The following is a 26,470-nucleotide window of genomic DNA, read 5'->3' on the forward strand; positions in this document are numbered from 1 at the left end:
TCGGCACTATCACACTATTTATCAGTGCCCAATGTTTGTAACAACTCTTGGCACTAGAGATGGTTCATAAGAGGCATTTTTAGCCTTTTCTTAATAGTTTTTATCCATACAGCTCTCCCCGCTTGTAACGTGCAGGCGAATGGTTTTGGTTGATTCAACATACATAGATTTGAAATGGAAGAATCTCACGGTATTCGGAGTTCTAATTCAATATGAATAACGCTAAATTATCATTATAAATCAAATGTTGTATATCACAGAAACACTGAAAATTTGAGAAACAATACACAGCAATGGCTGAGAAAAACAACTCTTCTGCTCTTAAAAATGAAGGCGTAATAACAAATCACAAAATGCACGCTTTTTCAGAGCAAAGCATTCTCTCAAATATCTCAAACAACTTTCATAAAGATTTACGCGAATAACGTCGTGCAATTGAATCAATATCACCTCGACAAATTCCAAGATCGCTGAGTTCATATGTTGAAAGACGACTTAACGCATTAACGGTTCGACGATAACGGCGCCAATTACTATAAAAACGTAGAATATTCATATCCTCTACTCAAACTTTTCATTACACTCTTTAGTTTAAGGATAGAGCATATTACTAAAAAGAGTTGTGTTATAATATCATAACAGGTATGCATCTACATACAAGATAACATCCCTTTAACATTTTCCTCATGTGAAAGGGCAACCATTAAAAATATCAACAAGAACAATATTCTTTCCCTAAACAATGGCTAAATTATGTGCATTTTCTTCGGTGATAAACTTCTTCACGTGTAGATTCTTTGGATTGAATAACTGCTTCCATTTCAATAGTTATACGATGATTATGAAAAATTCCTTGAAACATTTGTCTCATACGAAGAGGGAATCAGCAAAATTATTAATGGCGGAAGTGTCGTGTTCCTGTAAAAACCATTGCTAAACCCTGTGCATCAGCAGCGGCGATAACTTCTTCATCACGCATGGAGCCTCCTGGTTGAATAATTGCTGTTGCCCCTGCTTCAGCTGCTGCTAATAAACCATCTGCAAAAGGAAAAAATGCATCTGATGCAACAACAGATCCTTTTGTAAGGGTTTCTGTTAAGCCTGCTCTTTGCGCACTTTCTGCGGCTTTACTTGCAGCAATTTTTGCTGAATCGATGCGGCTCATTTGTCCGGCTCCAATTCCAACTGTTGCGCTATTTTTCGCGTACACAATAGCATTTGATTTAACGTGTTTTGCTACACGAAAAGCAAATTGAAGATCACGCATTTCATCTTGAGTTGGTGCCCGCTTTGTCACTACTTGCAATTTAAGATCATCCACCACCACGTTATCACGTGATTGCACTAAAATGCCTCCTGCAAGTGTTTTCGCAAGAAGTCCTCCACAGCGTGGATCAGGAACTCCACCTGTAATGAGCAAACGAAGATTTTTTTTCTGGGCAATAATTTCACGTGCCGCCATTGTGGCATCAGGAGCAATAATCACTTCTGTGAAAATTTTAACAATTTCTTCAGCACATTCCTCATCAAGGGTTTGATTTAAAGCAACAATTCCACCAAATGCCGATACATTATCACACATAAGAGCTTTCAAATAAGCTTCTTTCAAATTTTCTCCTTCCGCAACACCACAAGGATTGGCATGTTTAATAAGAGCGACAGCAGCGGTTTTTTGCGGATCAAATTCTGCCACAAGCTCAAAGGCTGCATCTGTATCATTCAGATTGTTATAAGAAAGCGCTTTGCCTTGTAAAAGTTTTGCTGTTGCAATACCAAAACGTTTTTCATTATTGCGATAAAATGCTGCCTGTTGATGTGGATTTTCCCCATAGCGCATAACACTTTCAAGATGACCGGAAAAACTCTGCCATGATGGAATTTCAATTTTTAAATCCCGTGCAAACCACGATGCTATTGCCGTATCATAAGCAGCGGTGTGTGCATAAGCGCGCATTGCTAGCTGATGACGCATAGATAAGCTTAAACATCCATTATGCTGCTTTAATTCAGCTAGAATCGAATCATAATCTTTTATCGCTGTTACAACACCGGTATAAGCATAATTTTTTGCCGCGGCGCGAATCATCGCCGGTCCACCGATATCAATATTTTCAAGAATCGTTTGCCCATCGGCTCCCGATAGGATCGTCTCTTCAAAAGGGTAAAGATTCACCACCAAAAGATCAATTCCATGAATGCTGTTCTTTTCCATAGCTTCCCTATGGCTAGGATCTTCTCTTACCCCTAACAAAGCACCATGAATCAAAGGATGGAGTGTTTTTACACGCCCATCCATTATTTCAGGAAATCCGGTAACTTCAGCAACATCTTTTACGGGTAAACCAGCTGCTATGAGGGTTTTTGCTGTTCCTCCTGTTGAAATTAATTCAACATTGTAAGTAGCATGAAGGGCTTGTGCAAAAGCAACCACACCCGTTTTATCAGACACAGAAAAGAGAACACGACGAACCCGATGAAGATCAGGTATGGGAAAATTTTTGGCAACAACACCCATAACAGAAGCCTTAAAAATGAAAGAGTTAAAATTCTAGTAAAACACGCTTATACGTTTATAGCATAAGCCTTTAGCAAAATACACTGAAAGGATAAACTGTCTTTTTAGAATATAGGATGCTCACCTTTTTCTATTATCCTGTAAAAACCTCTCATTTGAGGTGTGGTGATAGGTATAAAAGTCGCGTTGAGAAATTAAATGTTTTTTTTGTTGCTTATAACTCAACATCTCATCTTCATAGCAGTTGTGAAACAAAAAATGCCTCCGTATGTTCTCTGCTATATTAGCTTTTATACTATATGAAGGCGAAAGTATTACGTATATCAATTGGAATAATCTCTGAAATGGGAAACAATCTAATGAAACAAGAATATAAAATTATAAAGGCAAAAATGAGTGCCTATCTTTCCTATCATTTTTAAATTTGGCTTTATGTTTTTCAAAAGCGTTTATGACAATGTTTTTTAAGAGTGAATTTTTTATAGAGTGGAGATAATGCATTGCTTCACATTTTTGGGCATTACATTTTTAATGAATAAACCCTCGTTTTATGATGATTTTTTAAAGAGTGTCGCGTAAATCTTTTGTGGATGGTATAAAGATCCATTGTATGCCTATGATCTTTATTTAACAAAGGTGAAAGTTGGTAGATTTTATTCTCTTTATCAGTTTTCAAGATTCTAAAAATTTTTGTTACTTGAGATGGAAGAGGTATTTTTTTAGTTTTTTTGCCGTAGCAGAAAAAGAAAACCTCCTAACACACCAGCAGCTAAAATAAACCACGTGATTGCATAAACGAGATGATTATTTCGAAAATGAATAATCGTAAGACCAACGACGGGAAGATTTGCTTGTGGAGATGTTTTTCTGGCATCAATGAAATAAGGAGCAACAGTGGACAAACCAAGTTTTTGTGCCATAGCGGGGAGATCGCGCGTATACCATAAATTTTTGTCAGGATTATTTTTACGTGGGAAAAATCCATTTTTTTCACTCATGCGTAATAAACCTATAATCATTGTTTGTTCTGTGTCCGTGGTAGAATTTTGCTGAGATGAGGCATTTGTATGCGATTTCTCTGAGTTTTGAAAATTATTACGTTCATCCATGGGGATAAAGCCACGGTTGATAAAGATCAGTGTATTATCAGCAGTTTGTAAAGGAGTCAAAACCCAATAGCCTGTAGTATTTTGAGCGGCAGCAGTGACTAAGATATTTTTATCTGTTAAAAATTTTCCTGTGATAACAACAGGTTGATATTCATATTTTTCAAAAGTAACATCTGACCATTGATTTTTTTTGGGGGCTTTTATGGGGGGTAAATGAATGCGCTGATTAGCACTGGTGATAAGATTTGTTTTCCAGTTTAACCGTTGTACTTGCCATATACCTAATGCACTGAAGAGAAGAAAAAAACAAATACATAAAGTTCCAAATAAAAAAGAAGAAAAACGGCAAGAATTTCCCTGAAGCTTTGTCATGGGGGGCCCTTTTTTGCTCATGATTTATGCTTCCTTTCGGGACAATAGGCTTTTATTCTAACATGGTATGTATTTAAAAAAAACATTTTGTACGCTTTTTGGCAGAATTTGCACGTCTTATTGAGGAAAAAGATGAAAAATGAGCCAACAAGAGATGAAAAAGGTTTTATAAAAGACTTGACCTTTTGTTGTCGACCCCCTATTAGAAAGAAACTTCCCAATGATGCCCGTTCAAGGTTGCATTGCGCGTGTTTTGCGTTCATTGTGTCCTTTGGGTATGGGGATTTGAAAGTTTCTTAGAGTTTAAGGATGAAGTTTATGTCTCGTGCATGTGAATTGACAGGGAAAACGGTTCTGTATGGTAATAATGTTAGCCATGCGAATAATAAGACACGGCGTCGTTTTTTACCAAATCTTTGCAATGTGACATTGATTTCAGAGGTGTTACAGCAAAGTTATCGCTTGCGTATTTCAGCAAGTGCATTGCGTTCTGTTGAGCATCGTGGTGGCCTTGATGGTTTTTTAGTTAAAGCAGATGATAAAGAGTTGTCGCAACGTGCGCGTTTGCTAAAACGCCAAATCATTAAGAAAAAAGCTGAGCAAGAAGGTGAGCAAAAGGCTGAACAAGCAGCGTAATTGTTAGCGCTATTCTTTTTGGTTTATTAACGCTTTGATTTCGGTTTTCTGTTCTAGAAGTTAAGTTTTTTGCAGGTTGATCGTTTCATTTTATTGGTTCCATATCCCAGGTTAAAAAAATGTCTTTAAGCGGTCCTTTATTAGAACAGCAAAAGAAAAGGTATGTTGTTTTTTCTATTTTTGCAATGTGCCTTGCTGTTACGGCTTCTAATATTTTGGTTCAATATCCTGTCTATTGGTTTGATTTAAATGAGCTGTTGACTTATGGGGCTTTTACCTATCCATTTGCTTTTCTGATCAATGATTTAACCAATCGTTTTTATGGTCCATCTGCGGCGCGGCGTGTGGTCTATGCTGGTTTTTTTGCGGGGGTCTTTGTTTCTTGGATATTGGCGACACCACGGCTTGCACTTGCTTCTAGTTTTGCATTTTTATTTGGGCAACTCCTTGATATTGTTGTTTTTACTCCTTTACGACGTAAAACATGGTGGAAAGCACCTTTAGCAGCAGCGTTGGTTGGTTCAGCTTTGGATACAGTGCTGTTTTTTGCTCTTGCTTTTTCTAGCTCGTTTTCTGTTCTTGATAAGATAACAGGGTATGCTGATAGTTCACTGGTGGAGAGTACTGTTTTGGGAGGGATAGGCATGCCAGTTTGGCTATCGCTTGCTTTTGGTGATTTTTCGGTAAAAATTATTATGAGCCTGTTGATGTTGATTCCTTATGGGACAATTCTTAATATTGTAAAGCTTCCTCTTTATCAAAGTCATTCAAAGGATGATTCTTCTTTTGTTTGTCATAAATAATGATTTTTGTCTTTTTTTCATGAAGCCAAGAAAATTGTACGCTATGCTTGGTGTGGCACGTTATTTATAATGGATACTTTATCATTTGCCAACTTAAGTAAGAGTTCCAACACAAAACGCGTTTTTTATTTCAAAATTCTCTTGTGAGGAAAAGATAAAGTCATTTGTTTGAGAAGGGGCTAATATACTTTTTACAAATGATTAAATGTGACAGAAATTGCAACTGATGTTTATTAATAGATTGATTTAAAATGATAACTTATATTTTTCATTTGAGTGAAAGAGCTCAATATCATAAAATTTTACGCGTTTTAAATACTCTTATATTGAGTTAATAAAAATCATTTGCTTGCCTATGTTATAAGAGGAATTGGCGTGCGGACAACGTCATTTGAGAAAGCAATACTCTTATGAAGAGCTTTAATGTAATAGAAGTGCAATATTAGGCGCTGGAAGTATATTGATTTATCTTAAAAACATTGGAAGCTTGAAAGTAGGATTTTGCTTTTGGCTTGTAGCTTGTAAAGTAAAGGATGATTCTGGATTTTGCATTATGCCATATATGGGCGCTGTCGTGAAATAAGCTTGGAAGCAAGGAGGAATGTTTCTTTAAAGTAGGAGTGCGGATAAGATATATAATGGTGTGTTCTTTTTCGTGAATGAAGTAATATTCTTTTTTTCGTGTTTTTCTTATATTTTATGTGAGTAAAGATTTTTTCTTTTATCCAGGAGATGGGAGCTTATGTTGATAGATCACCCGTGGTGAGTACTGTTTTGGGAAGGTTAGGAACAGGTTGGCTCTCGCTTGCTTTAGCGATTTTTCGGCAAAAATCGCTATGAATCCATTTATGCTGATTCTTTTATAAAATAATTCTTAGTGTTTAAAATATCCTCTTTGGATGATTCTTCTTTTGCGTATAATAAATACAACTTTTATCTTTTTGTTTTACTGAAGGTGAAAGTCTATGCATTATATTTTCTGTGAGAGCAGCACTTTAGAGCTATGTCTAGTGGAGATATTTTTCTATATACGTGTATTTCAATATTTAAATATAATGAAATAACACAAGATCGAGACAAAAACGGGTAATTATTCAGTCTTTTAATTTGAAGGGCACTCTGGGATATGGACGTAAATGAAAAATTCCAAGAAAAGTTTTATCAGTTGCACTAAAACCAGAAAGTAAAAACAAACTCATTATAATTTTTGAAGATGGTTGGAGCATTTCTTTTAGGATTCATAATGCATCCAGTAAAGTAGAAGCTTCTTTAAAGTTCGATATTCAATTTGTGGGATTATCTTCTCAGGTTGTTAGTCATCAAATTCCGATGGTTTAATGATAGAGATAATGTTTTAAATGTAATCGTTGCTGATTTAAGGCAGGTTTATTTCTTATGAAAATGAGTTCTTTTATCACTAAAAAGTATTTCTAATTGTTTTGTTATGGCGTCGGCGAGTTCTTCAGCATTCATAATTGTTACAGCACGTTGATAATAACGTGTGACGTCATGACCAATTCCAATGGCAATGAGTTCGATAGGGGAGTGTGTTTGGATTTCTTGAATCACTGCGCGTAAGTGTTTTTCTAAATAATTGCTGGCGTTGACCGATAGTGTCGAATCGTCAACAGGAGCGCCATCAGAAATGACCATGAGGATGCGACGTTGTTCACGCCGTGATAAAAGGCGTTGATGAGCCCAAATCAAAGCTTCTCCGTCGATATTTTCTTTTAATAATCCTTCTTGCATCATCAAACCTAAATTGCGTCGTGCGCGACGCCATGGGGTATCAGCACTTTTATAGATGATATGGCATAAATCATTGAGGCGTCCAGGATTATGGAGTTTGTTTTGGGTAAGCCATTGTTCGCGCGATTTGCCCCCTTTCCAAGTTTTGGTGGTAAAACCTAAAATTTCAACTTTGACACCACAACGCTCAAGAGTTTGTGCCAAAATATCAGCACAACTTGCAGCAACGCTAATGGGACGTCCGCGCATTGAGCCAGAATTATCAATGAGAAGTGAAACAACTGTGTCCCGAAATTGGGTGTTGCTTTCCATTTTAAAAGAAAGGGGTTGCATGGGGTCAATAATTAGACGTGGAAGCCGTGCTGTATCAAGATATCCTTCTTCAAGGTCAAAGTTCCAGTTGCGATTTTGTTGCGCCATCAAGCGGCGCTGGAGACGGTTTGCTAAACGTCCAACGATGTTTTGGAGATGATTGATTTGCTTATCAAGATAACGGCGTAAGTGATCTAACTCGTTTTCAGAACAAAAATCTGTTGCTTCCAAAATTTCATCAAATTGACGGGTGAAGATTTTATAATTGCCAAGTCTTTCCATTTGTTCCGAATCAGAAAAAAGGTGTTTGGGTTTGCTCGGCTTTTCTTGCCAAGGTCCATTTTTTTGCTCGCCGTCAGCTTGATCATTGTTGTTTGATTGTGTCGCTTGTGTTTTTCCGTCATCTTGCACATCACTTTCTTGTTCAGTGCTGGTTTGTTCTTCACTTTGAGCGTGTTTTTTGTTTTTACTCTCTTCTTCTCCTTGGTCTTGAGGTTCACACGCATTTTTTAATTTTTTATTGTTTTCACTGTTAGAAGCTTCAGCTTGTTGCACTGTCATTTTGAGTGTAACAAGCATTTGGCGAACAATCTGTGCAAAATCTTGTTGGTTGTAAATATGATGTGGGAGTTCATTGAGTTCTGCTGCTGCTTTTTGTTCGAGTTCTTGACGCCACAGTTCTAAGACAGGACCCGCTTCTCTTGGAGCTGCGCGCTTTGTTATTTTTTCACGCAATAAAAGTGCAATTGCTTCTTGGATGGGGGCTTCACTTTGGTTGCTAATCTTATGATAATGGGCTCTTTTGTATTTATCGGCGAGCATGATATCAAGATTTTTTGCAAGCCCCTCCATGGCTAAAGTACCAATTGCTTCAACACGTGTTTGTTCTAAGGCATCAAAGACAGCACGTGCTTCTGATTCTAGTGGAGAAAATTGCATGTGAATGCGGTTATCATGCCATGCTTTGCGCAGAGCCATGGAATCACCTAATCCGCGGGTAATGGTGATGTCTTTATTCGTTGCGTATTGAGGTAATTCTGGTAAACGCGCGCAACTTTCGCTTAAAGATGGTCGGTTATGACTAAAGGAAACTTCAAGGTTGTTTGTGCCTGCAATTGCACGCATACAGGTGGAAAGTGCTTTTTTAAAAGCTTCAATATTAAGAGTGTTGTTGGAAGAATCTTTTGCCGGATTTTTGTTGTCGCCAATATCGGTAGCCATGAGTGACAGATTCCTTAAGGCGAAACACCATGAATGAGTGATTCGGGAAGCTCTTGTCCAAAGGCGCGTTGATAAAATTCTGCAACAGTGGCACGTTCGAGTTCATCACATTTATTGAGAAAGGTTAATCGGAAGGCAAAGCCGACATCTTGAAAAATCGTTGTATTTTCTGCCCAAGTAATGACGGTACGTGGACTCATGACAGTTGAAAGATCTCCATTGATAAAAGATTGGCGTACCATATCAGCAACATGAACCATTTGTGAAATTATCTTTTTTCCTTCAGTCGTTTGAAAGGATTTGACCTTTGAACAAATGATATTAACCTCTTTATCATGGGGTAAATAATTGAGTATCGTAACAATAGACCAGCGGTCCATTTGAGCTTGATTGATCTGTTGGGTACCATGATAGAGACCAGTTGTATCACCAAGACCAATGGTGTTTGCTGTTGCAAAAAGACGAAAGGCTGGGTGTGGAGAGATGACTCGGCTTTGATCAAGTAAGCTTAGTTTTCCAGAGGTTTCAAGAACGCGTTGGATGACAAACATAACATCGGGACGCCCCGCATCATATTCGTCGAAAACAAGAGCAATATTATTTTGATAAGCCCATGGCAAAATGCCTTCTTTAAATTCAGTGATTTGTAAGCCATCTTTTAAAACGATAGCGTCTTTTCCTACAAGATCGATACGACTTACATGACTATCGAGATTAATTCGAAGACAAGGCCAATTGAGACGTGCAGCAATTTGTTCAATATGCGTTGATTTCCCTGTACCGTGATAGCCAGAAACCATTACACGGCGGTTGAAGGTAAAACCTGCGAGAATCGCTAAAGTTGTTTGCTGATCAAAAAGATAATCAGAATCGATATCAGGAACATGGGAACTTTTTGTGCTAAAAGCAGGGACTTTCAGATCTGTTTCAATATGAAATAGATCGCGAGCACAAAGTGTAATATCGGGCAAATTTTCAACGGTAAGATTTGTCATTGTGTTTCTGGAAGGGAGAGGATGCTATTTATTCATTAGAAACGATACAAGAGTTAGAGTATTTATGCAATGCTCTATAATGAGAGCCTTAGATATTGAAGAAAGATTTTTTACGTATTCTATAATGTTTTGCAAAAAAAATAACATTTTGCGCAAATAATGATGGTCTAAATGAAAATAGACTCATATAAGCGCATGTTTTCAGCACAAACCAGACTTTTTTAGCAAATTGTAAGCATGTAAAACATCACGAAAGCGCTCTTCTGAAGCACGATTACCACCATTGGAATCAGGATGGTGCTTTTTTACCAATTCTTTATATTTCATTTTGATGTCTTCTGCTGAAGCGTTTGCCTGTAGTCCCAGTGTATCAAAAGCTTTTGCTTCTAAGGGCTTTAATTTTCGTGAGAATTTATTGCTTGAATGCTGCCCAGTAAAAAGCGTGAAGGGATCGCGCATACGATTTTGATAGGCAGCTGTTCCAGAGCGAATCTTTGCATAATTAGCGGCTGTTTTTTTCGATGTACCATTGCTCAGATCTGTAGGCCATGTCGGACGATGTCCTGTGAGAGCATCCTTTTGAAATTTTGCGATATCTTTATTGCTAAGACCAGAGAAGTAATTAAAATTTTTATTATAGGCACGTACGTGTTCAATACAAAAATATAAATATTGTCCTTCGTGATTTCGACCTGCTGGTGCTTTATGGGCCCCTGTTTTTTCACAACCTTCCCACTGACACTGTTGTGCTTCTGGCTCAGCGTTTTGTTTTTTATTTGAGCTTATGCGAATTGAATCGAATAATTTAGATGTTATTGTCATATTATTGGTTTATGCAAAATTGATTAATTTTACAAGAATTGACTTTTGAAAAATTTGTTTTCACACTTATTCTATTATGAAAAAGGTGTATTTTTGCACGTTCATTTTGTTTGAGGAATGAAAAATGTTTATAGAAACAATAATCCAGAGAAAGCTTCAGGATGCTTTTCATCCGCAAAAGCTTGAAGTGATTAACGAAAGTCATCTTCATGAGGGGCATTCTCATAATGAACATGCTTTTGATGGTAAAGGAGAAACACATTTTCGAGTGAAAATTTTATCTTCTTCTTTTTCTAATATGACACGCGTAGAAATACATCGAGCGATTTATAAAGTTTTACAAGAAGAGTTAGCTACTTGTGTTCATGCTTTGGCACTTGAGGTTGAAACACTCTAATTTTTTGATGAGACACTTTTAGGAACGGGGATGGGCCTTTTGATAAATTTTTAACAAATGGTCTGTATCGACATGGGTATAGATTTGTGTGGTGGAAAGACTAGCGTGCCCAAGAAGTTCTTGAATCGTGCGCAAATCTCCCCCCCGTGATAAAAGATGGGTGGCAAAAGAATGGCGCAGTGTATGGGGCGTTGCAGTTTCTGGTAAACCAAGGCTTGCTCGTAAGTTGCGTACAGTTTTCTGAATAATGGCGGGCTGTAGGGGACCGCCTCGTGCCCCGCGAAATATGGGTTGGTTATCCACTAAAGGATATGGGCAACATTTGAGATAATTTTGTACAGCTTCGTAAACAATTTTGATGAGAGGAACAAGGCGTGTTTTTCCACCTTTTCCTGTTATAAATAAACTTGTTTTTTCAGGATCAGAAAATTGTTCTGGTGTGAGGCTTAAGGCTTCTGATATTCGCATTCCACAGCCATAGAGAAGCATGAGGACAGCCGCATTACGAGCGCTAATCCAAGGTTCATTTTCTAGCTGGTTTTCTTGTTTGACTATGTGAAGTGCTGATTTGATCGCTAAAGGTTTTGGGAGCGATCTTGGGTGTTTGGGGCTTCGGATAAGTTGAGCCGCCGGAACATTGACGATTCCTTCACGTGATAGGTACTTGAAAAAAGAACGGATGCCTGCTACTCCGCGGCTTAAAGAACGAGCACTTACATTGTTTGTACGCCGATAAGCAAGATAAGCACGCAAGTCACTGATGCGTAAATGAGCAAGATCTGTAAGGGTTGGTGTATGACTTAAGTGTTGACAGAGAAAAGACAAAAATTGCCGCGTATCACGTTCATAGGCTTGCACTGTTTGTGCTGACATACGACGTGTTTGGGTAAGACACTCTAACCAATTTTTCCTTGCGTTTAAAATTGCATGGTCTGCTGGAATGAGAGGAATATTTTCATCTTTTCTCTTGTCGTTTTTGATAGGCATTATCTAGTTGAGAGTTTCTTTCTTTTTAGATTTTTCATCGTTAGAATGACCATTCTTGTTTTGGGGTTGCTCTTCACGATTGATAAGTTGCTTTTCACCTTTGAGAGAGAGTATTTTCACAAGATTGTGCGTTGACATCAAATGCGCAAAAATTAATCCTAAAAAGCCATTTTTATGAAGTTTGGCAAGTTGGCTTGCTGATAATTTATTCAATTTTTCTTCATCAACAACCCAAAAATGTTCTAATTGAGCTGAGAGACCTTTATCGTTTTTCACATTGATAGATTTTTGGCTTAGAAGATCCATTTCTACAAGAGCATCAATAAACTCAGAGGTTTTTTCCATAGCGATTTTAAAACTTTCAAGAAAACGAATACGTTCTTCCATAAAAGGAGAAATAGAGCCGTCGGAATTAAAAAGTTCTGTTCCTGCAACTTCATTAAACATACCTGACTGTTGATCAAAGCAAACAGAAAGTTCTTTTTCATTGCTAATTTGTGCCAAAACAAAAGGATAGCGACGGACAAAAGCAGGAACATAAGTATTGTTTTTCCAACTTTTATCAGAAGCGATATAGTCATTTTCGTCATTAGAAAGGCCGACAAGAGCTGCGGATGTGTAGTGCCGTTTTTTTTGTTCATCTTCGGCGCACATAAATAAAATAGGATAGTCTAGTGCTGCTTGAAAATATTCAGTACTTGCTAAAGGAACCCAGTGAGTATCCTTGGCAAAAGACATATCACTTGGAGGAGCAAATTTTAGATTTTTATGGGAAACTTTGTTGATTGGCGTGATATCTTTGTAAAATAGCATAATATTTGCCATAAGACTTTCTCCTTTATTAATTTGTTTTTGTTACCAAGAAAGGTCTTTTAGAAGATTGTCTCATATGGCAACAAGATTGAATAGAAAACTATAAGATTGAAGGGTTCATTTTTGAGAGATAATATTTTCGTATGAAGTATAATAAAGAAAAGCTTAAAAATAAAGTCTATCTTGCCATTATTGGTATGCCTCATGGTATAAAAGGAGATGTTTTTGTTAAAATTCTAAGTGCTGAGCCACAGCGTTTCAAGTTTTACAGCACTTTTTATGATGATATGGGGCGTTCTTATGAAATTGTAACTCTTCGCATACAAAAAAATAAGGCGATTGTACGTTTTAAAGGGATAGAAAATCGTAATGCGGCTGAGTCTTTAAAAGGTATTCGCCTTTATGTGACGCGTGATCAATTAATTGATGATTTGATGGAGGATGAGTTTTATCAAGTCGATTTAATAGGCTTGTGTGTCCAAGATTGTGGGGGAAAAATCTTAGGTGAAGTGTGTGGTTTTTTTAATTTCGGGGCTGGTGATTTGCTTGAAATACGTTTGAATACAGGTAAAAGAGTCCTTATTCCCTTTAGTAAGGCGGCGGTACCAGAAATTTGTATGGATTCTGGTTTTCTTGTTGTTGATCCCATGGCCGCTGGTTTAATTGATGGGGGAGACAATGATAAAAAGGAAATAGCTTGAATCTAAAAATAAAGATGAAGGAAAAAATAACAGATGAATTTCGTCAATAAAAAGTGGAATGTGTGGAAATATTAAAAATGCACTTTTGAGCAGATATTGTAAGCACTTTATCTCGAAATAGTTCTGAATTTTTAGAGTCTTTTTTAGTGCAAGTATTTAGAAGGATCGTATTGAATAAAGCGCAGATCAAGGAGATTCAATTTAACGCTATAGCGTTAAAAATCTTGTTTGTGCTATTTTTGCTATTAAGAGTCTGTTTAAGAAAATAAGGATGAGAAATAAAATGAAGTTTCAGGCGCGCGTTTTAACCCTTTATCCTGAAATGTTTCCTGGTTTTTTAGGGTATTCTTTAGCAGGGCAAGCTTTAGAGCGCGGAATTTGGTCACTGGAGACGGTGCAGATTAGGGATTTTGCTTTAGACAAACACCATAGCGTTGATGATAAACCTGCTGGTGGGGGGGCGGGTATGGTAATGCGGGCGGATGTATTGGCGGCGGCTCTTGATTGTTGTCCACAGGATTCGCCAAGATTGTTGATGAGTCCACGTGGGCGCCCTTTTGACCAAGCTTACGCGCATAGCTTGGCTCGTGATACGGGTGTAACGTTAGTTTGTGGACGTTTTGAAGGGGTTGATGAGCGAGTCATAGAAGCACGAGAATTAGAAGAAGTTTCTATTGGTGATTATATTCTTTCAGGGGGTGAAACAGCCGCATTGGTTATCTTAGATGCTATTATACGTCTTCTGCCTGGAGTGATGGGGAATGCAGCTTCTGCAAGGTGTGAAAGTTTTGAAAATGGCTTGCTGGAACATCCGCAATATACACGCCCTTCTCTTTTCGAAGGGCGGGGTATTCCGCCTGTATTGCTCTCAGGTCATCACAAAGCGATCGCAGATTGGCGTCAAAGCCAAGCCGAATTGTTAACACGTCAACGTCGCCCTGATCTTTATGCGCGTTATGATAAAAATCATCAGAAAACTTGATTCATATGATAAGGTAGTGTATTGCATGGCTCTCTTTTTAGAGAGTTTTTTATAAAAGGTTTTCTGTAGTTCCAAAATTAAAATGAAGGAATGGTGTATTCGCTCCTGTGTAAGACATAGCCTAAAGAGCTCCTTATTCTTAATAAAGGCTTTTTTGGTAAGAGTTGAGCGCTCTGACTGTTCGATAAAGAACATGAAGGATAAAAGAAATGAATATTATCGCACAACTTGAAGCTGAACAATGTGCAAAAATTGAAGAAAAGCGCCAATTTCCAGCCTTTAAGCCAGGAGATACAGTTCGTGTCATGGTGCGTGTGACGGAGGGTACGCGGACGCGTGTTCAGGCTTATGAAGGTGTTTGTATTGCACGTTCAGGCGGTGGGTTGAATGAGACCTTTACAGTACGCAAGATTTCTTATGGTGAAGGGGTGGAACGGGTGTTTCCTGTTTATTCTCCGTTGATTGAAGGTGTTGAGCTGGTGCGCCGTGGTAAAGTGCGCCGTGCAAAACTCTATTATCTTCGTGGTTTGAGAGGTAAAGCTGCGCGTATCGCTGAAAAGAGAGATTATCGGAAAAAAGCTGAAAAGGTTATTGAGAAAGTAGAAGCAGCATCTGTCAGCACAGATGTTGAAAAGAAAGTTGCTGAGTAAAGATTATATCAGCTAAACTTTATGCAAAAGCGGCTTTTATGCCGCTTATTTGTGTCTTTCGTGATTCGTTTTGCCTTTTAAAAGGCTTGGAGGGGACATAAAAATGTTTAATCTATCAATTTTTTCCTCTTTTTATCCTTAATCATGGGTGCAATTTAAGATACCATTGCATATATCATGGATACTCAAAAGGATAAGTTTAATCTGAAAAAATGCCTGTTTATATTTGAGAAAAGATGTTAGACCTTTGACGTGAAGATAAAATTGTATTAGATTAAAGCAAGTTTTGCGGATCATATCCGTGGAGTAATCGGTTTTTTTATGCGTGACCTTTAATCCGTTATTTGAGACAACCGACCTGTAGTATCGGTATCTTGAGATGCCAAACAAGTGAAAACGAGAGAATATATTTAGTCGTTTTGCGCGAACTTTCTCGTTCATTGCGGTTGCAGTAAAAACCAGGTCAGGATATTTTATGACAGAGACAACTAGGATAAAAGAGCGCCCTCGTTCCCCTCATATAAGTATTTATCGTTGGACAATTACTATGGCTATGTCCATTGCACACCGCATTACGGGTATGGCACTTTATGTTGGAACGGTTTTTCTTGCTGTTTGGTTAATTGCTATTGCGTGCGGGGAGGAGGCATTCAGAACGGTTCACGAGATTTATAGTTCTTGGTTTGGATTGTGTATTTTGTTTCTTTATACTTTGGCAGGGGTTCATCACATGGTTGGTGGTGTTCGCCACATTGTTTGGGATCTGAAACCTTGCCTTTTGGCAAAAGAAAAGGCAACAGTCACTGCTTGGGCGACAGTGTTTATTTCTCTTATTGTTACTTTTTCGATTTGGATTATTGGATATACCGTTGTTTAGCTGGGGGTGAAAAGAGATATGAAAAAAGATTTTCGAACGGAACTTGGAAAAGTACGGGGGCGTGGCAGTGCTCATGAAGGAACAGAGCATTTTTGGCTGGAACGTTTGACAGGGTTTATCAATCTACCACTTTTGATATTTTTTATTGTTCTTATTCTTTCGCTTGTGGGAAAGGACTATAGCATTGTGCGTGCAAGACTTGCACATCCTATTGTTGCTATTTTGATGGGATTGATGACTTTTTCGGTCCTTTATTATATGAAACTTGGTATGCAAGTGGTGATTGAAGATTATATTCCACGTGAAGGTTTCCGGATATTCTTTTTGACGTTAAATATTTTATTTTGTTTTCTCATAGGTGGTATTATTATTTTTTCTCTTTTGAAAATTGCATTAGGGGGTTAAACAAATATGGCGGGTACAGGATCATCTCTGGGCGCTAAAGCAGGTAACGCCCCTTATCGCACTGTAGATCATAAATTTGATGTTGTTGTTGTTGGGGCAGGTGGTGCAGGATTACGTGCAACGCTTGGTATGGCGGAACAAGGATTAAAGACAGCTTGTATTACGAAGGTTTTTCCAACGCGCTCACACACGGTTGCAGCACAAGGGGGAATTGCTGCATCGCTTTCAAATATGGGACCTGATAATTGGCAGTGGCATTTATATGATACCGTGAAAGGTTCTGATTGGTTGGGTGATACCGACGCAATGGAATATTTGGTGCGTAATGCTCCTGCTGCTGTGTATGAATTAGAACATTATGGCGTTCCTTTTTCGCGGACGCAAGAAGGCAAAATTTATCAGCGTCCTTTTGGTGGACATACGACACAATTTGGTGAAGGTCCACCTGTTCAGCGTACTTGCGCAGCCGCTGATCGTACAGGCCACGCCATTTTGCATACGCTTTATGGACAAAGCTTAAAGCATAATGCGCAATTTTTTATTGAATATTTTGCACTCGATCTCATCATGACGGATGGGGTTTGTACGGGGGTTGTGGCATGGAATCTCGATGATGGTACAATACATCGTTTTTCTGCTAAAATGGTTGTTCTTGCAACCGGTGGTTATGGACGCGCTTATTTTTCCGCGACATCGGCGCATACCTGTACGGGTGATGGTGGTGGAATGATCGCACGTGCTGGATTGCCACTTCAGGATATGGAGTTTGTGCAATTCCATCCGACAGGGATTTACGGTTCTGGCTGCTTAATTACAGAAGGAGCTCGTGGTGAAGGAGGCTATTTAATCAATTCTGAAGGCGAACGCTTTATGGAGCGCTATGCACCTTCCTTTAAGGATTTGGCTTCACGTGATTTGGTTTCGCGTTGTATCACACTTGAAATTCGTGAAGGACGTGGTGTTGGACCTAAGAAGGACCATATTCATTTGGTTCTCAACCATATTGATCCTGCAATCTTGCACGAGCGTTTACCGGGAATTTCGGAATCAGCTCGGATTTTTGCAGGTGTGGATGTAACAAAAGAGCCTATCCCCATCTTGCCAACGGTCCATTATAATATGGGTGGGATTCCTACCAATTACTACGGGGAAGTTCTCAATCCAACGGCTGATTCGCCTGATCGTATTCAACCAGGGCTGATGGCGGTAGGAGAAGCAGGATGTGCTTCTGTTCATGGGGCTAATCGCTTGGGGTCAAACTCGTTGATTGATCTTGTGGTGTTTGGTCGTGCTGCTGCCATTCGCGCGGGTGAAGTTATTGATCGGAATGCAGAAATTCCACCCCTCAATGAAGAAGCTGTTGACGAAATTATAGCGCGTTTTGATCGTTTACGTTTTGCACAAGGGGCGATACCAACAGCTCTATTGCGTGAAAAAATGCAACGCACGATGCAAGAAGATGCGGCAGTATTCCGTACAGAAGATTCTTTGCAACAAGGATGTCAGCGGATGAATAAAATCTGGGGGGAATTGTCGGATCTCAAAGTCACAGATCGTTCTCTGATATGGAATTCTGATTTGGTTGAAACATTAGAGCTTGAAAATCTCATGGCGAATGCAATCATGACTGTTCATTCTGCCGAAGCACGTTTAGAAAGCCGTGGCGCTCATGCTCGTGAAGATTATCCAGAGCGTGATGATAAAAACTGGCGTAAACATACGCTTTCACATTTGTCAAAAGAGGGTAAGGTGACATTATCATATCGACCTGTCCATGTGGACCCATTAACATCTGAAGCTGATGGTGGGATCGATTTAAAGCGCATTGCACCTAAAAAACGGGTTTATTAAGGGGAGAATGAAATATGGTACAAATTAAGCTTCCCAAAAACTCTCAAGTAAAACCGGGAAAGGTTTGGCCTAAACCTGAAGGTGCTACAAAGCTGACGGAATTTCACGTGTATCGTTGGTCGCCTGATGATGAGGAAAATCCTCATTTAGATACTTATTATGTGGATCGTTCTGCTTGTGGTCCTATGATTCTTGATGGGCTTTTGTTTATTAAAAACCACATTGATCCAACTTTGACACTTCGTCGATCTTGCCGTGAAGGCATCTGTGGTTCATGTGCGATGAATATTGATGGAACCAATACATTGGCTTGTACCAAAGGTATGGATGATGTAAAACACCCCATTAAAGTCTATCCTTTGCCTTCCATGCCGGTTGTTAAAGATTTGGTTCCTGACTTGAATCGCTTTTATGCGCAACACCGAGTTATTGAGCCTTGGTTACAAACAGTTTCTCCTGAACCTGCAAAAGAATGGTTACAAAGTCACTCCGATCGCCAAAAAATCGATGGTCTTTATGAGTGTATTTTGTGTGCGTGTTGTCAGACTTCATGTCCAAGTTATTGGTGGAACGGTGATCGTTATTTGGGTCCCGCTGTTTTGCTTCAAGCTTATCGCTGGATTGCGGATTCACGTGATGAGATGTGTGGTGAACGTCTTGATAATTTAGAAGATCCTTTCCGCCTTTATCGTTGCCATACGATTATGAATTGTGCGCAAACTTGTCCAAAGGGACTAAATCCAGCGAAAGCGATTGCTGAAATTAAAAAACTCATGGTTGAACGCCGCCTTTGAAAATTTACTGATTGATGAAAATAAAGCGCAAGGTGGAAAATTGTATCTCCTTTTAGCAATTAAATCTCTAAAAGAAGATCGGCTGCTTATGGGGGCGCAGTAGCTATAATCATTCTAAAAGTGAAGTAATCCCTAAAAAGTTAAGCAATTCTTGCAATGGCTGAGCAGAAAACTCATAGTTGAATATTATCTTTGAAAACTGACCTTTTAACGAACAGTAAAAAGAAAAATAGAAAATTGTGCGTGTTTTTTGTGCCTCTTTGAGGCTTAATCTCTAAAAATTTATTGGCTTCTATGAGGCGGTTAGCATAGTTATTATTGCCTTTAAAAAGGCAATAGTCTTTTGGGTAGACTATACTTTAAATAGCGTTCTATGTAAAAACAATAAAATCAATATGTTATGTGTTTTTATTTTTATTAAATTATTATCATAATTTATATTTTGATGCAGATTCAATTAATCATTTTTTATAAAAAATGATAACTCTGTATAAATATAGAACAAAAAATAAATGCTGATACAAACATTAAACGCATGTAAATTATTTAAATGAAATACACAGGAGTGATTATTATGATAGTTCGTCATTTTACGACACATTTATTATAATATCGAAAACATTGCTAATATTCATGGATTAGGAATTTTTGATAAAAGCATTATATATAAAGGTCATATTTTTTATTTTAAAGATTTTATTGTTAATCGCATTAAAAAACAAAATTTATAGTTCTCAAAATGGAGAACGTAAAATCCCTCTCTTTTGTGTAGAGATAATCATACAGTTAAGGGGGCTGTAATTTAAAACTATTGTAACGTCATAGATTTAAATTCATTAAAGAGAAAATAAGACGTTTTTAAAAAATATCAAATTTATAGTTTTTTCCAAAAATTTAGAAAACGCTAGTGAGAATTCTAAGAACACGTGTTGCGAATGTGGAATAGGGATGTTTATAGGTTCGTTTGAGTTGAATGAATTCAATCATCAAAGAAAACATGTTGTGTTTTTATGAGTTTCATAGGTTTTGATTTTATATGTTTTTATCTATAAAAAATAGAGGTTTCTAGGTTTAGGTCTCATTTATTATGTTAGGGGATTTCATTTTTTCTTGTATATATGCTGAAGAAAGTTATTTAAGTAGTAAAAGTGTTTTTTATTTTATTTTTTAGCATAAAAGATATTTCTTAACATGAAAGAGAGGTGTCCAAGTATTAACGGTATAATCGGTCATTGTTTTGATATTTATTCTGTTGTGCTGTAAAACACTATCTTATTTAGGATGTGGTAATTAAAGTGGTTAGAAGGTGAAATCTGCTAGGCGAGGAGGCGGATAATTTGCAGCTCAGTGCGTGTAAAAAGCTTCACCTTTGAGGTGTGATAGGTGGAGTCTGTTAGCCAATTACGTAAACTAGAGCGAAATTTACGTGGACAGGTTTTCAGACTAATCTCTCTTATATATTGTGATAGGAAACTCACATTAATAAGGACCACGACCGGTTGCAGAAAAAAGAAATCATTGCGAAAAAACAAGCACGCTTGTTTTAAAATTTTTAATGCTTCTGATCATAAGGGTATGCTGAAATCTCCTGTAGTATTACGCAGACCTTTTATATTCTCAAGCCAAGAATTGTCCATATATCCCCTTCAATCTGATTTTCACGAATTGATGCAAGGGATGGTAGAAACCTCTGTAAGAATAAGCAGACGCAAAGCCAGTTGTATCATTATTGTTGCTTTGCAGAGTGTTTGATAAAAATCTGGAACATTTCTCCAATTCATTGCCTGTTCATTAATGACTTTATGGCGTTGTTTTTCTAAAAAAGCTTTTGCTGTTGCAGCTTTTACTTACCAGATGGGAGTTAAGAGTATTACGTATCTCTCGTTGGCGTAATCTTTGAAATCGGTATACAGCCTCCTAATTTGAGGAGAATATGAAGCTGTAAAGGTGCAAACCAGTTTCTATTTTGCCGTCATTTTTTAGTTCAGTTTTATGACTTTCAAAAGTATCTAGAGTAATGTCTTTTAAATAATAGAGATTATGCATTGCTTCACGCTTTTGTTTCTCTCGTTTTTTAATAAGATCACAATCCTTATACAAAACAGAACGCCCCAACCCAAATACACCTGGCTTGTCAATTTATGCGCTTGTTTTAAAGAAACCTTTCTTTAAGGAGCCCCAGCTCATTTCGCGACAGTGCTCGTGGATGGTATAATGGTAAAGCTCCGATGAATAATATAAAATTTATAGAGCATCTCCATTTTTACACTTCATAAAAGAGCAAGTTGGGTGCCATTAGACACTTTGCAAACTCCCAATGTTGCGACAGTTTTTGGCATTTTGGATGGTTTATAAAAGGTATTTTTAGTGCTTTTTTCTACAGTTTCATTCTATACGGCTTTATTCGCTTGTAATGTGCAAGAGCATGGTTTTGGTTAATAGACAGCTTTGAAATGAGAGAATCTTACGGTATTAAGATCTTTTATCCAACACGCAAAATAATGAACACTCTTTATAAATCAATGTGACGTGGCTTAAGAAGAGGGATTGTATATCTGTGCTTTTAGGAATTTTTGCTTTTTGAGGTGCAGAGAAGAGAGCAGGAATATTCAGAGAGTAGAGCTTACCTGTGTAGTCTATGGATATCCTCTTTAGGATGGGGACATAAGCTACGTGATATGGTTAGCAAAGCTTGCTTAAGAGAAATTTAGTTGTTTACGAACAGCCGTAGGTTAAGAATCTTTCTTCGTCCGAAGAAGACGTCGATATGCCACTATACTTTTTATTACCAAATAGAATGTGGTTTATGGATGCTAAATCGAAATGATAGTTTATTTCGTATGAGGTTTTCCGTATCTGGAGATTGTTTGGTGAAAAAACATATTTATTAATCACTTGAAAATAGCGCTTAGAATTTTTAAACGATAAGTTTTGGTCTTGATGACGATAATTATTTATTATGATTGAAAGGACCTGTTTTACGAAGCTTTCATTGATATGCGAATCAAAATTTCTTCTTTTCTTTTGTTGAAATATTTATTTTATAGCTATTTTTTTGCATTAAACATACTTTTTCAAAAGATAAATGGGAAGAATGATCAAAGGTAAGAGAATAGAGAGAGCCTTATGTATAATTTGTTTTTCTCGTAGAGTTGTTGTCTATTAACTTTTTTCTTCTTTTATTCATGAAGAGTGTAGAAGATCCATTGGAAAAGAAAAGAGAATAGGAAAAGTTAAATAAATAGCCGTAACAATTAGTTACGGCTATTGTTTGTTTGTATCATCTTACCGAGAGAGGAAGCTCCCCTTAAGCGATTTTTGATTTAGCAAAAATTGGGTCGTAAAAGACTTCAGAGAGTTTTCTATCTTTAAAGAACAACACTACGTCAACTGTTGTATAGAGAACGATTTTTATCATTTCTAACTCGAGTTGCCGGCCAACTTCTGATCTTTTAATCAAGGTGGCACATCGTTCAAATGTCTGCAAAGCGCTGTTGGCATGCGTCGTTGTAATCGATCCGGGATGGCCAGTGTTGAGCGAATTGAGATATTCCCATGCTTCATTGCCTCGCAATTCAGCGAGAAAAATTCGGTCGGGCGACTGACGCATACACGCATCTAGACACTCTTCAGCTGAAACACGGCCTACATTGTTACCATAAATCATATGTACATGATTGGGATGATTGGGTAGAAAAAGCTCATGAACATCTTCAATTGTGATAATACGCTCCTCTACAGGAACCTTTTCAATTAAAGAGCGGGCAAATGTTGTTTTACCAGATCCTGTTTTACCTGCAATAATAATGTTGCGTTTGTGAAGGACGCATTCTTGTAAAAATTCAAGAATTTTTCCATCACGTTTATGTTGCAAAAGTTGAACTTCAAATGGTTCCAACCGTGTGAAGTCCTGCTTCGATAACAAGTTATTGGCTTCTTTTGCTGAAGGCTTATTAAAACTTACATCAGAAAAATCGTCAAATGCCCCTTCTTCTTTGAGTTCTTCTAACGTCTTAACTACAAGAGAATGTTTACGAATTACAAAGGAAAGAGCACCATCAACAACAGCTGGTGTTTGTATAATTGTACCACGTTGTCCACCAGGCAAGAGCACATAATTAATACTTCTGGGAGCCATACCGTTATAAACGATAATAGCTGTAATAAGCGTTTGCAAAAAAGTGGTTGTTAACTCTGGTACGCTATGTACTTGCCAACCCTTAAAGCTTTTCGTCCATACTTCATAGGGGCGGCAAATCGATAATTCAGTGATCGTGGGATCTTCTAAGAAACAATCAAGCGGTTGCAGAAGCTGAAAAACTGCTTGATCTTTCTGTATCGGGTTAACGTGTGACGAGACTGTAGACATTGCTGAAATCCAGATCACGAGCAACAAAAATATTTACTCGTTCGCCTTGGTTTTTGTAAAGTGTTGGTGTGATATTGATGGAATTTTGAAGAACATCGATTGCTATAGATTCAGCATTCTGAGCATCTTTATTTTGTGAATTCTCTTTATTTTCTTTGCTGCTTTTATTAACTTTTCCTCTTACCCATTCTCCTAAATCACCGATAATGCTTACCATAATTGCACTACCAAATCTCTCCCAAAAATGTCTGTCAACCCAGCCACCAATACCCGCTTCACCTAGAGGACCTGTGCCTGGTGAGTCAAGATTGACAACAACACCAGAAGGCGTTTCGATGCGTAACCATTGCACAAACACGCGCGTTTGTCCTTGTTGTATGCCACTTTGGTAAAAACCAACGACTTTAGAACCACGGTCAAGCAAAACAACACGTCCACTTGTGGAATAAATATCGCGTGTTAAATAGCACGTCGTCATTCCGGGTTGTGATGTAATGATCTTTGTTTCTAACGTACAATCTATTTGCGTTCCTTGTGTAATCAAAAAGTCACGGTTACGAAGTTGCATCGCATGTGATTGACCTAAACGCACGGGCTGAAGGTTATCAAATAATGCGCCATTACCTGTATCATTATTCGATGCTTTATTATTCGTATCTGTAGATCCTTCGCTACCACCGTTGTTAAGGCTAGAACTGAGCATACGTTTGCGTGCTAATTCTTCAGAATCTTGGAGCATATGTGGAGGAATGGCTGTTTGAAGAAGCTTACTCAAGGCCGGTGGAATATCTAGGTTTGAATCTTCTATTTGTGTTGATTTTTCTGCTTCTTCTACAGTCTTTGGCTCTTCTATAATCCGAGGGACGTAGTTTGGTATAATTTGCTGTACTATTTGTTGTGGTTTTTCTTCCTCAACTTCCACGGTATTACGCATTGTAAAAGCTTTCCAAGTCAATGCAATCGGTATCGTTACTATGACAATAAGTCCTACCACTAACAATGCACGGGTACCTGGAATTGTCGGACGACGTTCAGAACCTAGTTCGGACCCTCCATAGGCACCTTCAATATGTTTTTGCTCGACGTTGTCCAGTTTTGTACCTTTTCCCTCTCCTTCCTTATTGTCAAACATCATTTTCCTCCTTTATTGATACGATAAACCACCGAAGATACTGTCCCTGTTGTGTTTGGTACGCCGCTATTGGGGTCATAGGCTTCATTAAAAACAGCTAGAGCGCGTTTACCAAGCCGTATGAGCCATTTAGGATTGACCTTATGAACGGCGATAATATCATTAGAACTGCCGATAACGGTGCGTGGTATTAAGCTTTCATTTCCTTCAGCATCTACGACATAAATCGATGGCATATCCATGTTAGCGGGAAATTTGAAATAAGTAATGCGCCCATTGTCCCAAGCATTTATCGGAGCAATATCTTGGTGACCGCTCATGGTATAACTGAGATTATAGCCGTTGACGCTTTGGTGAAAACCACGTTCAATCGCAAGGCGTCGATTGTTTTCTTCTGACTTTTCATCGTTTGAATCGGGATAATGGAAAGCCAATTCATAAGTTGATCCCGCACGGTCATTCCGAAACTGTAGTCGGAATTTGTAACTCCGTTTGTCAGTTACAACGATGAGATTGGTATTGGCAAGCTCTGCTTTTGGTTTAATAAAAATATGCCGCCCTTTATGAGCAAAGGCATAGGCTTCAGAATCGCCAAAGGCATGAGTTATATACTGTTCACCTTCTTCAAGAATAATATGTGTTGCCACACCAAGAACTGTTTCAATTTGAACCACATCGGCTTCGTTATATGTTATATAGCGAATGCGGTGATCATATTGTGAATTTGATGGACTTTTGAGCGCCTGCACAGGTACCGTATAAAGAGAAGAAAACGAAGACAATAGAACAACGAACGCAAGTTTTTTCATAACAATCAATTCCTTAATCATTCAACAGTATTTCTGGGTCAGAACGGTAACTTGTTACTTGAAAACCAAGGGGGTTAAGCAATCGATCAGATGATTTCATGGGTGCACCGATATAGGTGTAACCAATTGTTGCAATCTGGTGCTGTTTTGGTCCAGTAGCAGCACCGTTGCTGTCAAGTTGCTGAGTCGTAAAACGTACAGTTGCTTGACCGAGTCCATTAGGCTGGATTGATCGTACTTTAACTGTGATACGTGCTTTGTTGGAAAGCACTTTGTCCCGTGCATTTTCTCCATCATAGATTTTATAATATTCTTGTTGAACAGATGCCGCACTTAAAAGTGCGGTTGTGTCATAGTTCAGTTGAATGGTATCGTAGTCGTAAGTTTCGCGGTTAAGCACATATTGGTTTAGCCAATACCTATCTACAACTTCACCATAGCTTTCTTCGTGTTCACGCATGATTGAGATAACATCAACTGCACCCGTCGTATTATCAACGCGCAATACTAAGGGAGTTGGAGCTGGTTGAGAAAATCCAACAACTCCACATATCATACCGAATAAGCCAAAAAGACCCACAGTACTCGCGACACGCCATGCCGTTCTGCGCGACCTTATAAATTCATTGATAAGATCACGTTCTAAGCCACGGCTTTCTTCATAATAACTTCTAAGTTGTTCGGCTTTCACTGGTTTTGCTTGTTTTGTTTTCATCTGTCTCCTCGCTTAATTTCGGCAGGGATTGTTTTATTAATAGGCACACGGTTCCTATCATTTGGCTGTTTTAGCTTTGGTGCTAATGCACAAGCCGATAAAAGGTTTGCAATCAAAATTACAAGAATGATCGACTTCATTTTAATATGACTCTTTTTATTGTTATATACATCCTGATATTTGTTGTCATTATTATTATTTTGAACATAAAGTAAAGTACGTTGTGTGTAATTATTTTACTTTTTTATTCCATTTTAATTTATAAAAACAGCTCAATTTCAGTGCGAATATTTTTTACTGTAGGATTGGATATTCTTGTTATTTTGTCATATGGGTATTAAGGGCGTCTGTTACGGGAACCATTGCTTTTTATCTCATCTAGTTTCTATGTCTCCATAGATGTCCAAATGTAATGCCTTTTGCGAGAGAATTGGCAACGCTTGATAGTTTGAGT

At 38.1% G+C, this 26,470-nt stretch carries 24 protein-coding genes; 11 read left to right on the forward strand and 13 right to left on the reverse strand.

From position 1 onward, the window contains the following. Positions 1-403: 403 nt before the first annotated feature. The 3 genes from ACFIJZ_RS01105 to ACFIJZ_RS01115 form a co-directional block, all read right to left on the reverse strand. Positions 404-556, reverse strand: a complete 153-nt coding sequence (locus ACFIJZ_RS01105; protein ID WP_273790070.1) for a DUF1127 domain-containing protein — start codon at positions 554-556, stop codon at positions 404-406. A 339-nt stretch (positions 557-895) separates the two neighbouring features. After that, positions 896-2,515 carry a bifunctional phosphoribosylaminoimidazolecarboxamide formyltransferase/IMP cyclohydrolase gene (gene purH, locus ACFIJZ_RS01110; RefSeq protein ID WP_375630702.1) on the reverse strand — a complete coding sequence of 540 codons (1,620 nt, stop codon included), beginning with the start codon at positions 2,513-2,515 and terminating at the stop codon, positions 896-898. 719 nt (positions 2,516-3,234) lie between these two features. Beyond that, positions 3,235-4,017: an SURF1 family protein gene (locus ACFIJZ_RS01115; RefSeq protein ID WP_375630704.1), complete on the reverse strand. Its 783-nt coding sequence runs from the start codon at positions 4,015-4,017 to the stop codon at positions 3,235-3,237. Positions 4,018-4,314: 297 nt separating this feature from the next. Between ACFIJZ_RS01115 and rpmB the strand changes: the two genes are divergently transcribed. From rpmB to ACFIJZ_RS01130, 3 genes are all read left to right on the forward strand, one after another. Then, entirely contained in the window at positions 4,315-4,632 is a 318-nt protein-coding gene (rpmB, locus tag ACFIJZ_RS01120) for a 50S ribosomal protein L28 (protein WP_273787609.1), read from the forward strand. Positions 4,633-4,751: 119 nt separating this feature from the next. Continuing rightward, complete coding sequence (locus ACFIJZ_RS01125) at positions 4,752-5,435, forward strand: VUT family protein (protein ID WP_375630706.1); 684 nt, start codon at positions 4,752-4,754, stop codon at positions 5,433-5,435. Positions 5,436-6,578: 1,143 nt separating this feature from the next. Then, complete coding sequence (locus ACFIJZ_RS01130; protein ID WP_375630741.1) at positions 6,579-6,773, forward strand: HaeIII family restriction endonuclease; 195 nt, start codon at positions 6,579-6,581, stop codon at positions 6,771-6,773. 48 nt (positions 6,774-6,821) lie between these two features. Here the strand turns inward: ACFIJZ_RS01130 and cobT are convergent, their stop codons facing one another. The 3 genes from cobT to ACFIJZ_RS01145 all read right to left on the reverse strand — a co-directional run bounded on the left by cobT (position 6,822) and on the right by ACFIJZ_RS01145 (position 10,534). Continuing rightward, positions 6,822-8,717 (reverse strand): cobaltochelatase subunit CobT, encoded by a 1,896-nt coding sequence (gene cobT / locus ACFIJZ_RS01135; protein WP_375630708.1) that lies wholly within the window; start codon positions 8,715-8,717, stop codon positions 6,822-6,824. Positions 8,718-8,731: 14 nt separating this feature from the next. After that, entirely contained in the window at positions 8,732-9,712 is a 981-nt protein-coding gene (gene cobS, locus ACFIJZ_RS01140) for a cobaltochelatase subunit CobS (protein ID WP_273790065.1), read from the reverse strand. A 201-nt stretch (positions 9,713-9,913) separates the two neighbouring features. Further along, positions 9,914-10,534, reverse strand: a complete 621-nt coding sequence (locus ACFIJZ_RS01145; RefSeq protein WP_273790064.1) for a J domain-containing protein — start codon at positions 10,532-10,534, stop codon at positions 9,914-9,916. Between the two features lie 124 nt (positions 10,535-10,658). Here ACFIJZ_RS01145 and ACFIJZ_RS01150 point away from each other — a divergent pair, with 124 nt between their 5' ends. After that, positions 10,659-10,931, forward strand: coding sequence for a BolA family protein (locus ACFIJZ_RS01150; RefSeq protein ID WP_375622119.1), 273 nt, complete (start codon positions 10,659-10,661; stop codon positions 10,929-10,931). A gap of 18 nt (positions 10,932-10,949) precedes the next feature. On the opposite strand, the gene ACFIJZ_RS01155 is transcribed toward ACFIJZ_RS01150, so the two are convergent. Continuing rightward, positions 10,950-11,918, reverse strand: a complete 969-nt coding sequence (locus tag ACFIJZ_RS01155) for a tyrosine recombinase XerC (RefSeq protein ID WP_375630711.1) — start codon at positions 11,916-11,918, stop codon at positions 10,950-10,952. 3 nt (positions 11,919-11,921) lie between these two features. Continuing rightward, positions 11,922-12,743 (reverse strand): SapC family protein, encoded by an 822-nt coding sequence (locus tag ACFIJZ_RS01160; RefSeq protein ID WP_375630713.1) that lies wholly within the window; start codon positions 12,741-12,743, stop codon positions 11,922-11,924. A gap of 131 nt (positions 12,744-12,874) precedes the next feature. Here ACFIJZ_RS01160 and rimM point away from each other — a divergent pair, with 131 nt between their 5' ends. The 7 genes from rimM to ACFIJZ_RS01195 all read left to right on the forward strand — a co-directional run bounded on the left by rimM (position 12,875) and on the right by ACFIJZ_RS01195 (position 18,991). Continuing rightward, the gene (rimM, locus tag ACFIJZ_RS01165) at positions 12,875-13,432 is read left to right on the forward strand and encodes a ribosome maturation factor RimM (protein WP_375630715.1); all 558 of its coding nucleotides are present in this window, start codon (positions 12,875-12,877) and stop codon (positions 13,430-13,432) included. 283 nt (positions 13,433-13,715) lie between these two features. After that, positions 13,716-14,414, forward strand: a complete 699-nt coding sequence (trmD, locus tag ACFIJZ_RS01170) for a tRNA (guanosine(37)-N1)-methyltransferase TrmD (protein ID WP_273790059.1) — start codon at positions 13,716-13,718, stop codon at positions 14,412-14,414. Between the two features lie 209 nt (positions 14,415-14,623). After that, positions 14,624-15,064 carry a 50S ribosomal protein L19 gene (gene rplS / locus ACFIJZ_RS01175; RefSeq protein ID WP_273790058.1) on the forward strand — a complete coding sequence of 147 codons (441 nt, stop codon included), beginning with the start codon at positions 14,624-14,626 and terminating at the stop codon, positions 15,062-15,064. A 475-nt stretch (positions 15,065-15,539) separates the two neighbouring features. Next, positions 15,540-15,941 carry a succinate dehydrogenase, cytochrome b556 subunit gene (sdhC, locus tag ACFIJZ_RS01180; RefSeq protein ID WP_375630718.1) on the forward strand — a complete coding sequence of 134 codons (402 nt, stop codon included), beginning with the start codon at positions 15,540-15,542 and terminating at the stop codon, positions 15,939-15,941. A gap of 18 nt (positions 15,942-15,959) precedes the next feature. Beyond that, positions 15,960-16,346 (forward strand): succinate dehydrogenase, hydrophobic membrane anchor protein, encoded by a 387-nt coding sequence (gene sdhD, locus ACFIJZ_RS01185; protein WP_273790057.1) that lies wholly within the window; start codon positions 15,960-15,962, stop codon positions 16,344-16,346. Positions 16,347-16,352: 6 nt separating this feature from the next. After that, positions 16,353-18,197 carry a succinate dehydrogenase flavoprotein subunit gene (gene sdhA, locus ACFIJZ_RS01190; RefSeq protein WP_273790056.1) on the forward strand — a complete coding sequence of 615 codons (1,845 nt, stop codon included), beginning with the start codon at positions 16,353-16,355 and terminating at the stop codon, positions 18,195-18,197. A gap of 14 nt (positions 18,198-18,211) precedes the next feature. After that, on the forward strand, positions 18,212-18,991 hold the full coding sequence (locus ACFIJZ_RS01195; protein WP_273790055.1) for a succinate dehydrogenase iron-sulfur subunit: 780 nt from the start codon (positions 18,212-18,214) through the stop codon (positions 18,989-18,991). A gap of 3,307 nt (positions 18,992-22,298) precedes the next feature. Here the strand turns inward: ACFIJZ_RS01195 and virB11 are convergent. Genes virB11 through ACFIJZ_RS01220 form a run of 5 tightly spaced genes read right to left on the reverse strand, consistent with a single transcriptional unit; the run spans position 22,299 to position 26,156 of the window. After that, positions 22,299-23,360, reverse strand: a complete 1,062-nt coding sequence (gene virB11, locus ACFIJZ_RS01200; protein ID WP_273790054.1) for a P-type DNA transfer ATPase VirB11 — start codon at positions 23,358-23,360, stop codon at positions 22,299-22,301. After that, entirely contained in the window at positions 23,335-24,492 is a 1,158-nt protein-coding gene (virB10, locus tag ACFIJZ_RS01205) for a type IV secretion system protein VirB10 (RefSeq protein ID WP_273790053.1), read from the reverse strand. Before virB10 ends, virB11 begins: the two co-directional genes overlap by 26 nt. Then, positions 24,492-25,301 (reverse strand): P-type conjugative transfer protein VirB9, encoded by an 810-nt coding sequence (virB9, locus tag ACFIJZ_RS01210; RefSeq protein ID WP_375630721.1) that lies wholly within the window; start codon positions 25,299-25,301, stop codon positions 24,492-24,494. The genes virB10 and virB9 overlap by 1 nt, the downstream gene beginning before the upstream one ends. 13 nt (positions 25,302-25,314) lie before the next feature. Continuing rightward, the gene (locus ACFIJZ_RS01215; RefSeq protein ID WP_273790051.1) at positions 25,315-26,016 is read right to left on the reverse strand and encodes a virB8 family protein; all 702 of its coding nucleotides are present in this window, start codon (positions 26,014-26,016) and stop codon (positions 25,315-25,317) included. Next, positions 26,013-26,156, reverse strand: a complete 144-nt coding sequence (locus ACFIJZ_RS01220) for a TrwH protein (RefSeq protein WP_273791747.1) — start codon at positions 26,154-26,156, stop codon at positions 26,013-26,015. The genes ACFIJZ_RS01215 and ACFIJZ_RS01220 overlap by 4 nt, the downstream gene beginning before the upstream one ends. Positions 26,157-26,470: the final 314 nt, after the last annotated feature.

This window comes from Bartonella sp. CL70QHWL (genome assembly GCF_042194855.1).
In the GTDB taxonomy this organism is placed as follows: Bacteria; Pseudomonadota; Alphaproteobacteria; order Rhizobiales; family Rhizobiaceae; genus Bartonella.

Excerpts from the sequence above, each read along its gene's own strand:
- virB10 (WP_273790053.1), bottom strand. The coding sequence starts at position 24,492 with ATGTTTGACAATAAGGAAGGAGAGGGAAAAGGTACAAAACTGGACAAC.
- ACFIJZ_RS01145 (WP_273790064.1), bottom strand. The coding sequence starts at position 10,534 with ATGACAATAACATCTAAATTATTCGATTCAATTCGCATAAGCTCAAAT.
- rimM (WP_375630715.1), top strand. The coding sequence starts at position 12,875 with ATGAAGTATAATAAAGAAAAGCTTAAAAATAAAGTCTATCTTGCCATT.
- virB11 (WP_273790054.1), bottom strand. The coding sequence starts at position 23,360 with ATGTCTACAGTCTCGTCACACGTTAACCCGATACAGAAAGATCAAGCA.
- rplS (WP_273790058.1), top strand. The coding sequence starts at position 14,624 with ATGAATATTATCGCACAACTTGAAGCTGAACAATGTGCAAAAATTGAA.
- ACFIJZ_RS01220 (WP_273791747.1), bottom strand. The coding sequence starts at position 26,156 with ATGAAGTCGATCATTCTTGTAATTTTGATTGCAAACCTTTTATCGGCT.
- ACFIJZ_RS01105 (WP_273790070.1), bottom strand. The coding sequence starts at position 556 with ATGAATATTCTACGTTTTTATAGTAATTGGCGCCGTTATCGTCGAACC.
- ACFIJZ_RS01155 (WP_375630711.1), bottom strand. The coding sequence starts at position 11,918 with ATGCCTATCAAAAACGACAAGAGAAAAGATGAAAATATTCCTCTCATT.
- sdhC (WP_375630718.1), top strand. The coding sequence starts at position 15,540 with ATGACAGAGACAACTAGGATAAAAGAGCGCCCTCGTTCCCCTCATATA.
- ACFIJZ_RS01160 (WP_375630713.1), bottom strand. The coding sequence starts at position 12,743 with ATGGCAAATATTATGCTATTTTACAAAGATATCACGCCAATCAACAAA.
- ACFIJZ_RS01150 (WP_375622119.1), top strand. The coding sequence starts at position 10,659 with ATGTTTATAGAAACAATAATCCAGAGAAAGCTTCAGGATGCTTTTCAT.
- ACFIJZ_RS01215 (WP_273790051.1), bottom strand. The coding sequence starts at position 26,016 with ATGAAAACAAAACAAGCAAAACCAGTGAAAGCCGAACAACTTAGAAGT.
- rpmB (WP_273787609.1), top strand. The coding sequence starts at position 4,315 with ATGTCTCGTGCATGTGAATTGACAGGGAAAACGGTTCTGTATGGTAAT.
- ACFIJZ_RS01115 (WP_375630704.1), bottom strand. The coding sequence starts at position 4,017 with ATGAGCAAAAAAGGGCCCCCCATGACAAAGCTTCAGGGAAATTCTTGC.
- cobS (WP_273790065.1), bottom strand. The coding sequence starts at position 9,712 with ATGACAAATCTTACCGTTGAAAATTTGCCCGATATTACACTTTGTGCT.
- trmD (WP_273790059.1), top strand. The coding sequence starts at position 13,716 with ATGAAGTTTCAGGCGCGCGTTTTAACCCTTTATCCTGAAATGTTTCCT.
- sdhD (WP_273790057.1), top strand. The coding sequence starts at position 15,960 with ATGAAAAAAGATTTTCGAACGGAACTTGGAAAAGTACGGGGGCGTGGC.
- purH (WP_375630702.1), bottom strand. The coding sequence starts at position 2,515 with ATGGGTGTTGTTGCCAAAAATTTTCCCATACCTGATCTTCATCGGGTT.
- virB9 (WP_375630721.1), bottom strand. The coding sequence starts at position 25,301 with ATGAAAAAACTTGCGTTCGTTGTTCTATTGTCTTCGTTTTCTTCTCTT.
- cobT (WP_375630708.1), bottom strand. The coding sequence starts at position 8,717 with ATGGCTACCGATATTGGCGACAACAAAAATCCGGCAAAAGATTCTTCC.
- ACFIJZ_RS01195 (WP_273790055.1), top strand. The coding sequence starts at position 18,212 with ATGGTACAAATTAAGCTTCCCAAAAACTCTCAAGTAAAACCGGGAAAG.
- ACFIJZ_RS01125 (WP_375630706.1), top strand. The coding sequence starts at position 4,752 with ATGTCTTTAAGCGGTCCTTTATTAGAACAGCAAAAGAAAAGGTATGTT.
- sdhA (WP_273790056.1), top strand. The coding sequence starts at position 16,353 with ATGGCGGGTACAGGATCATCTCTGGGCGCTAAAGCAGGTAACGCCCCT.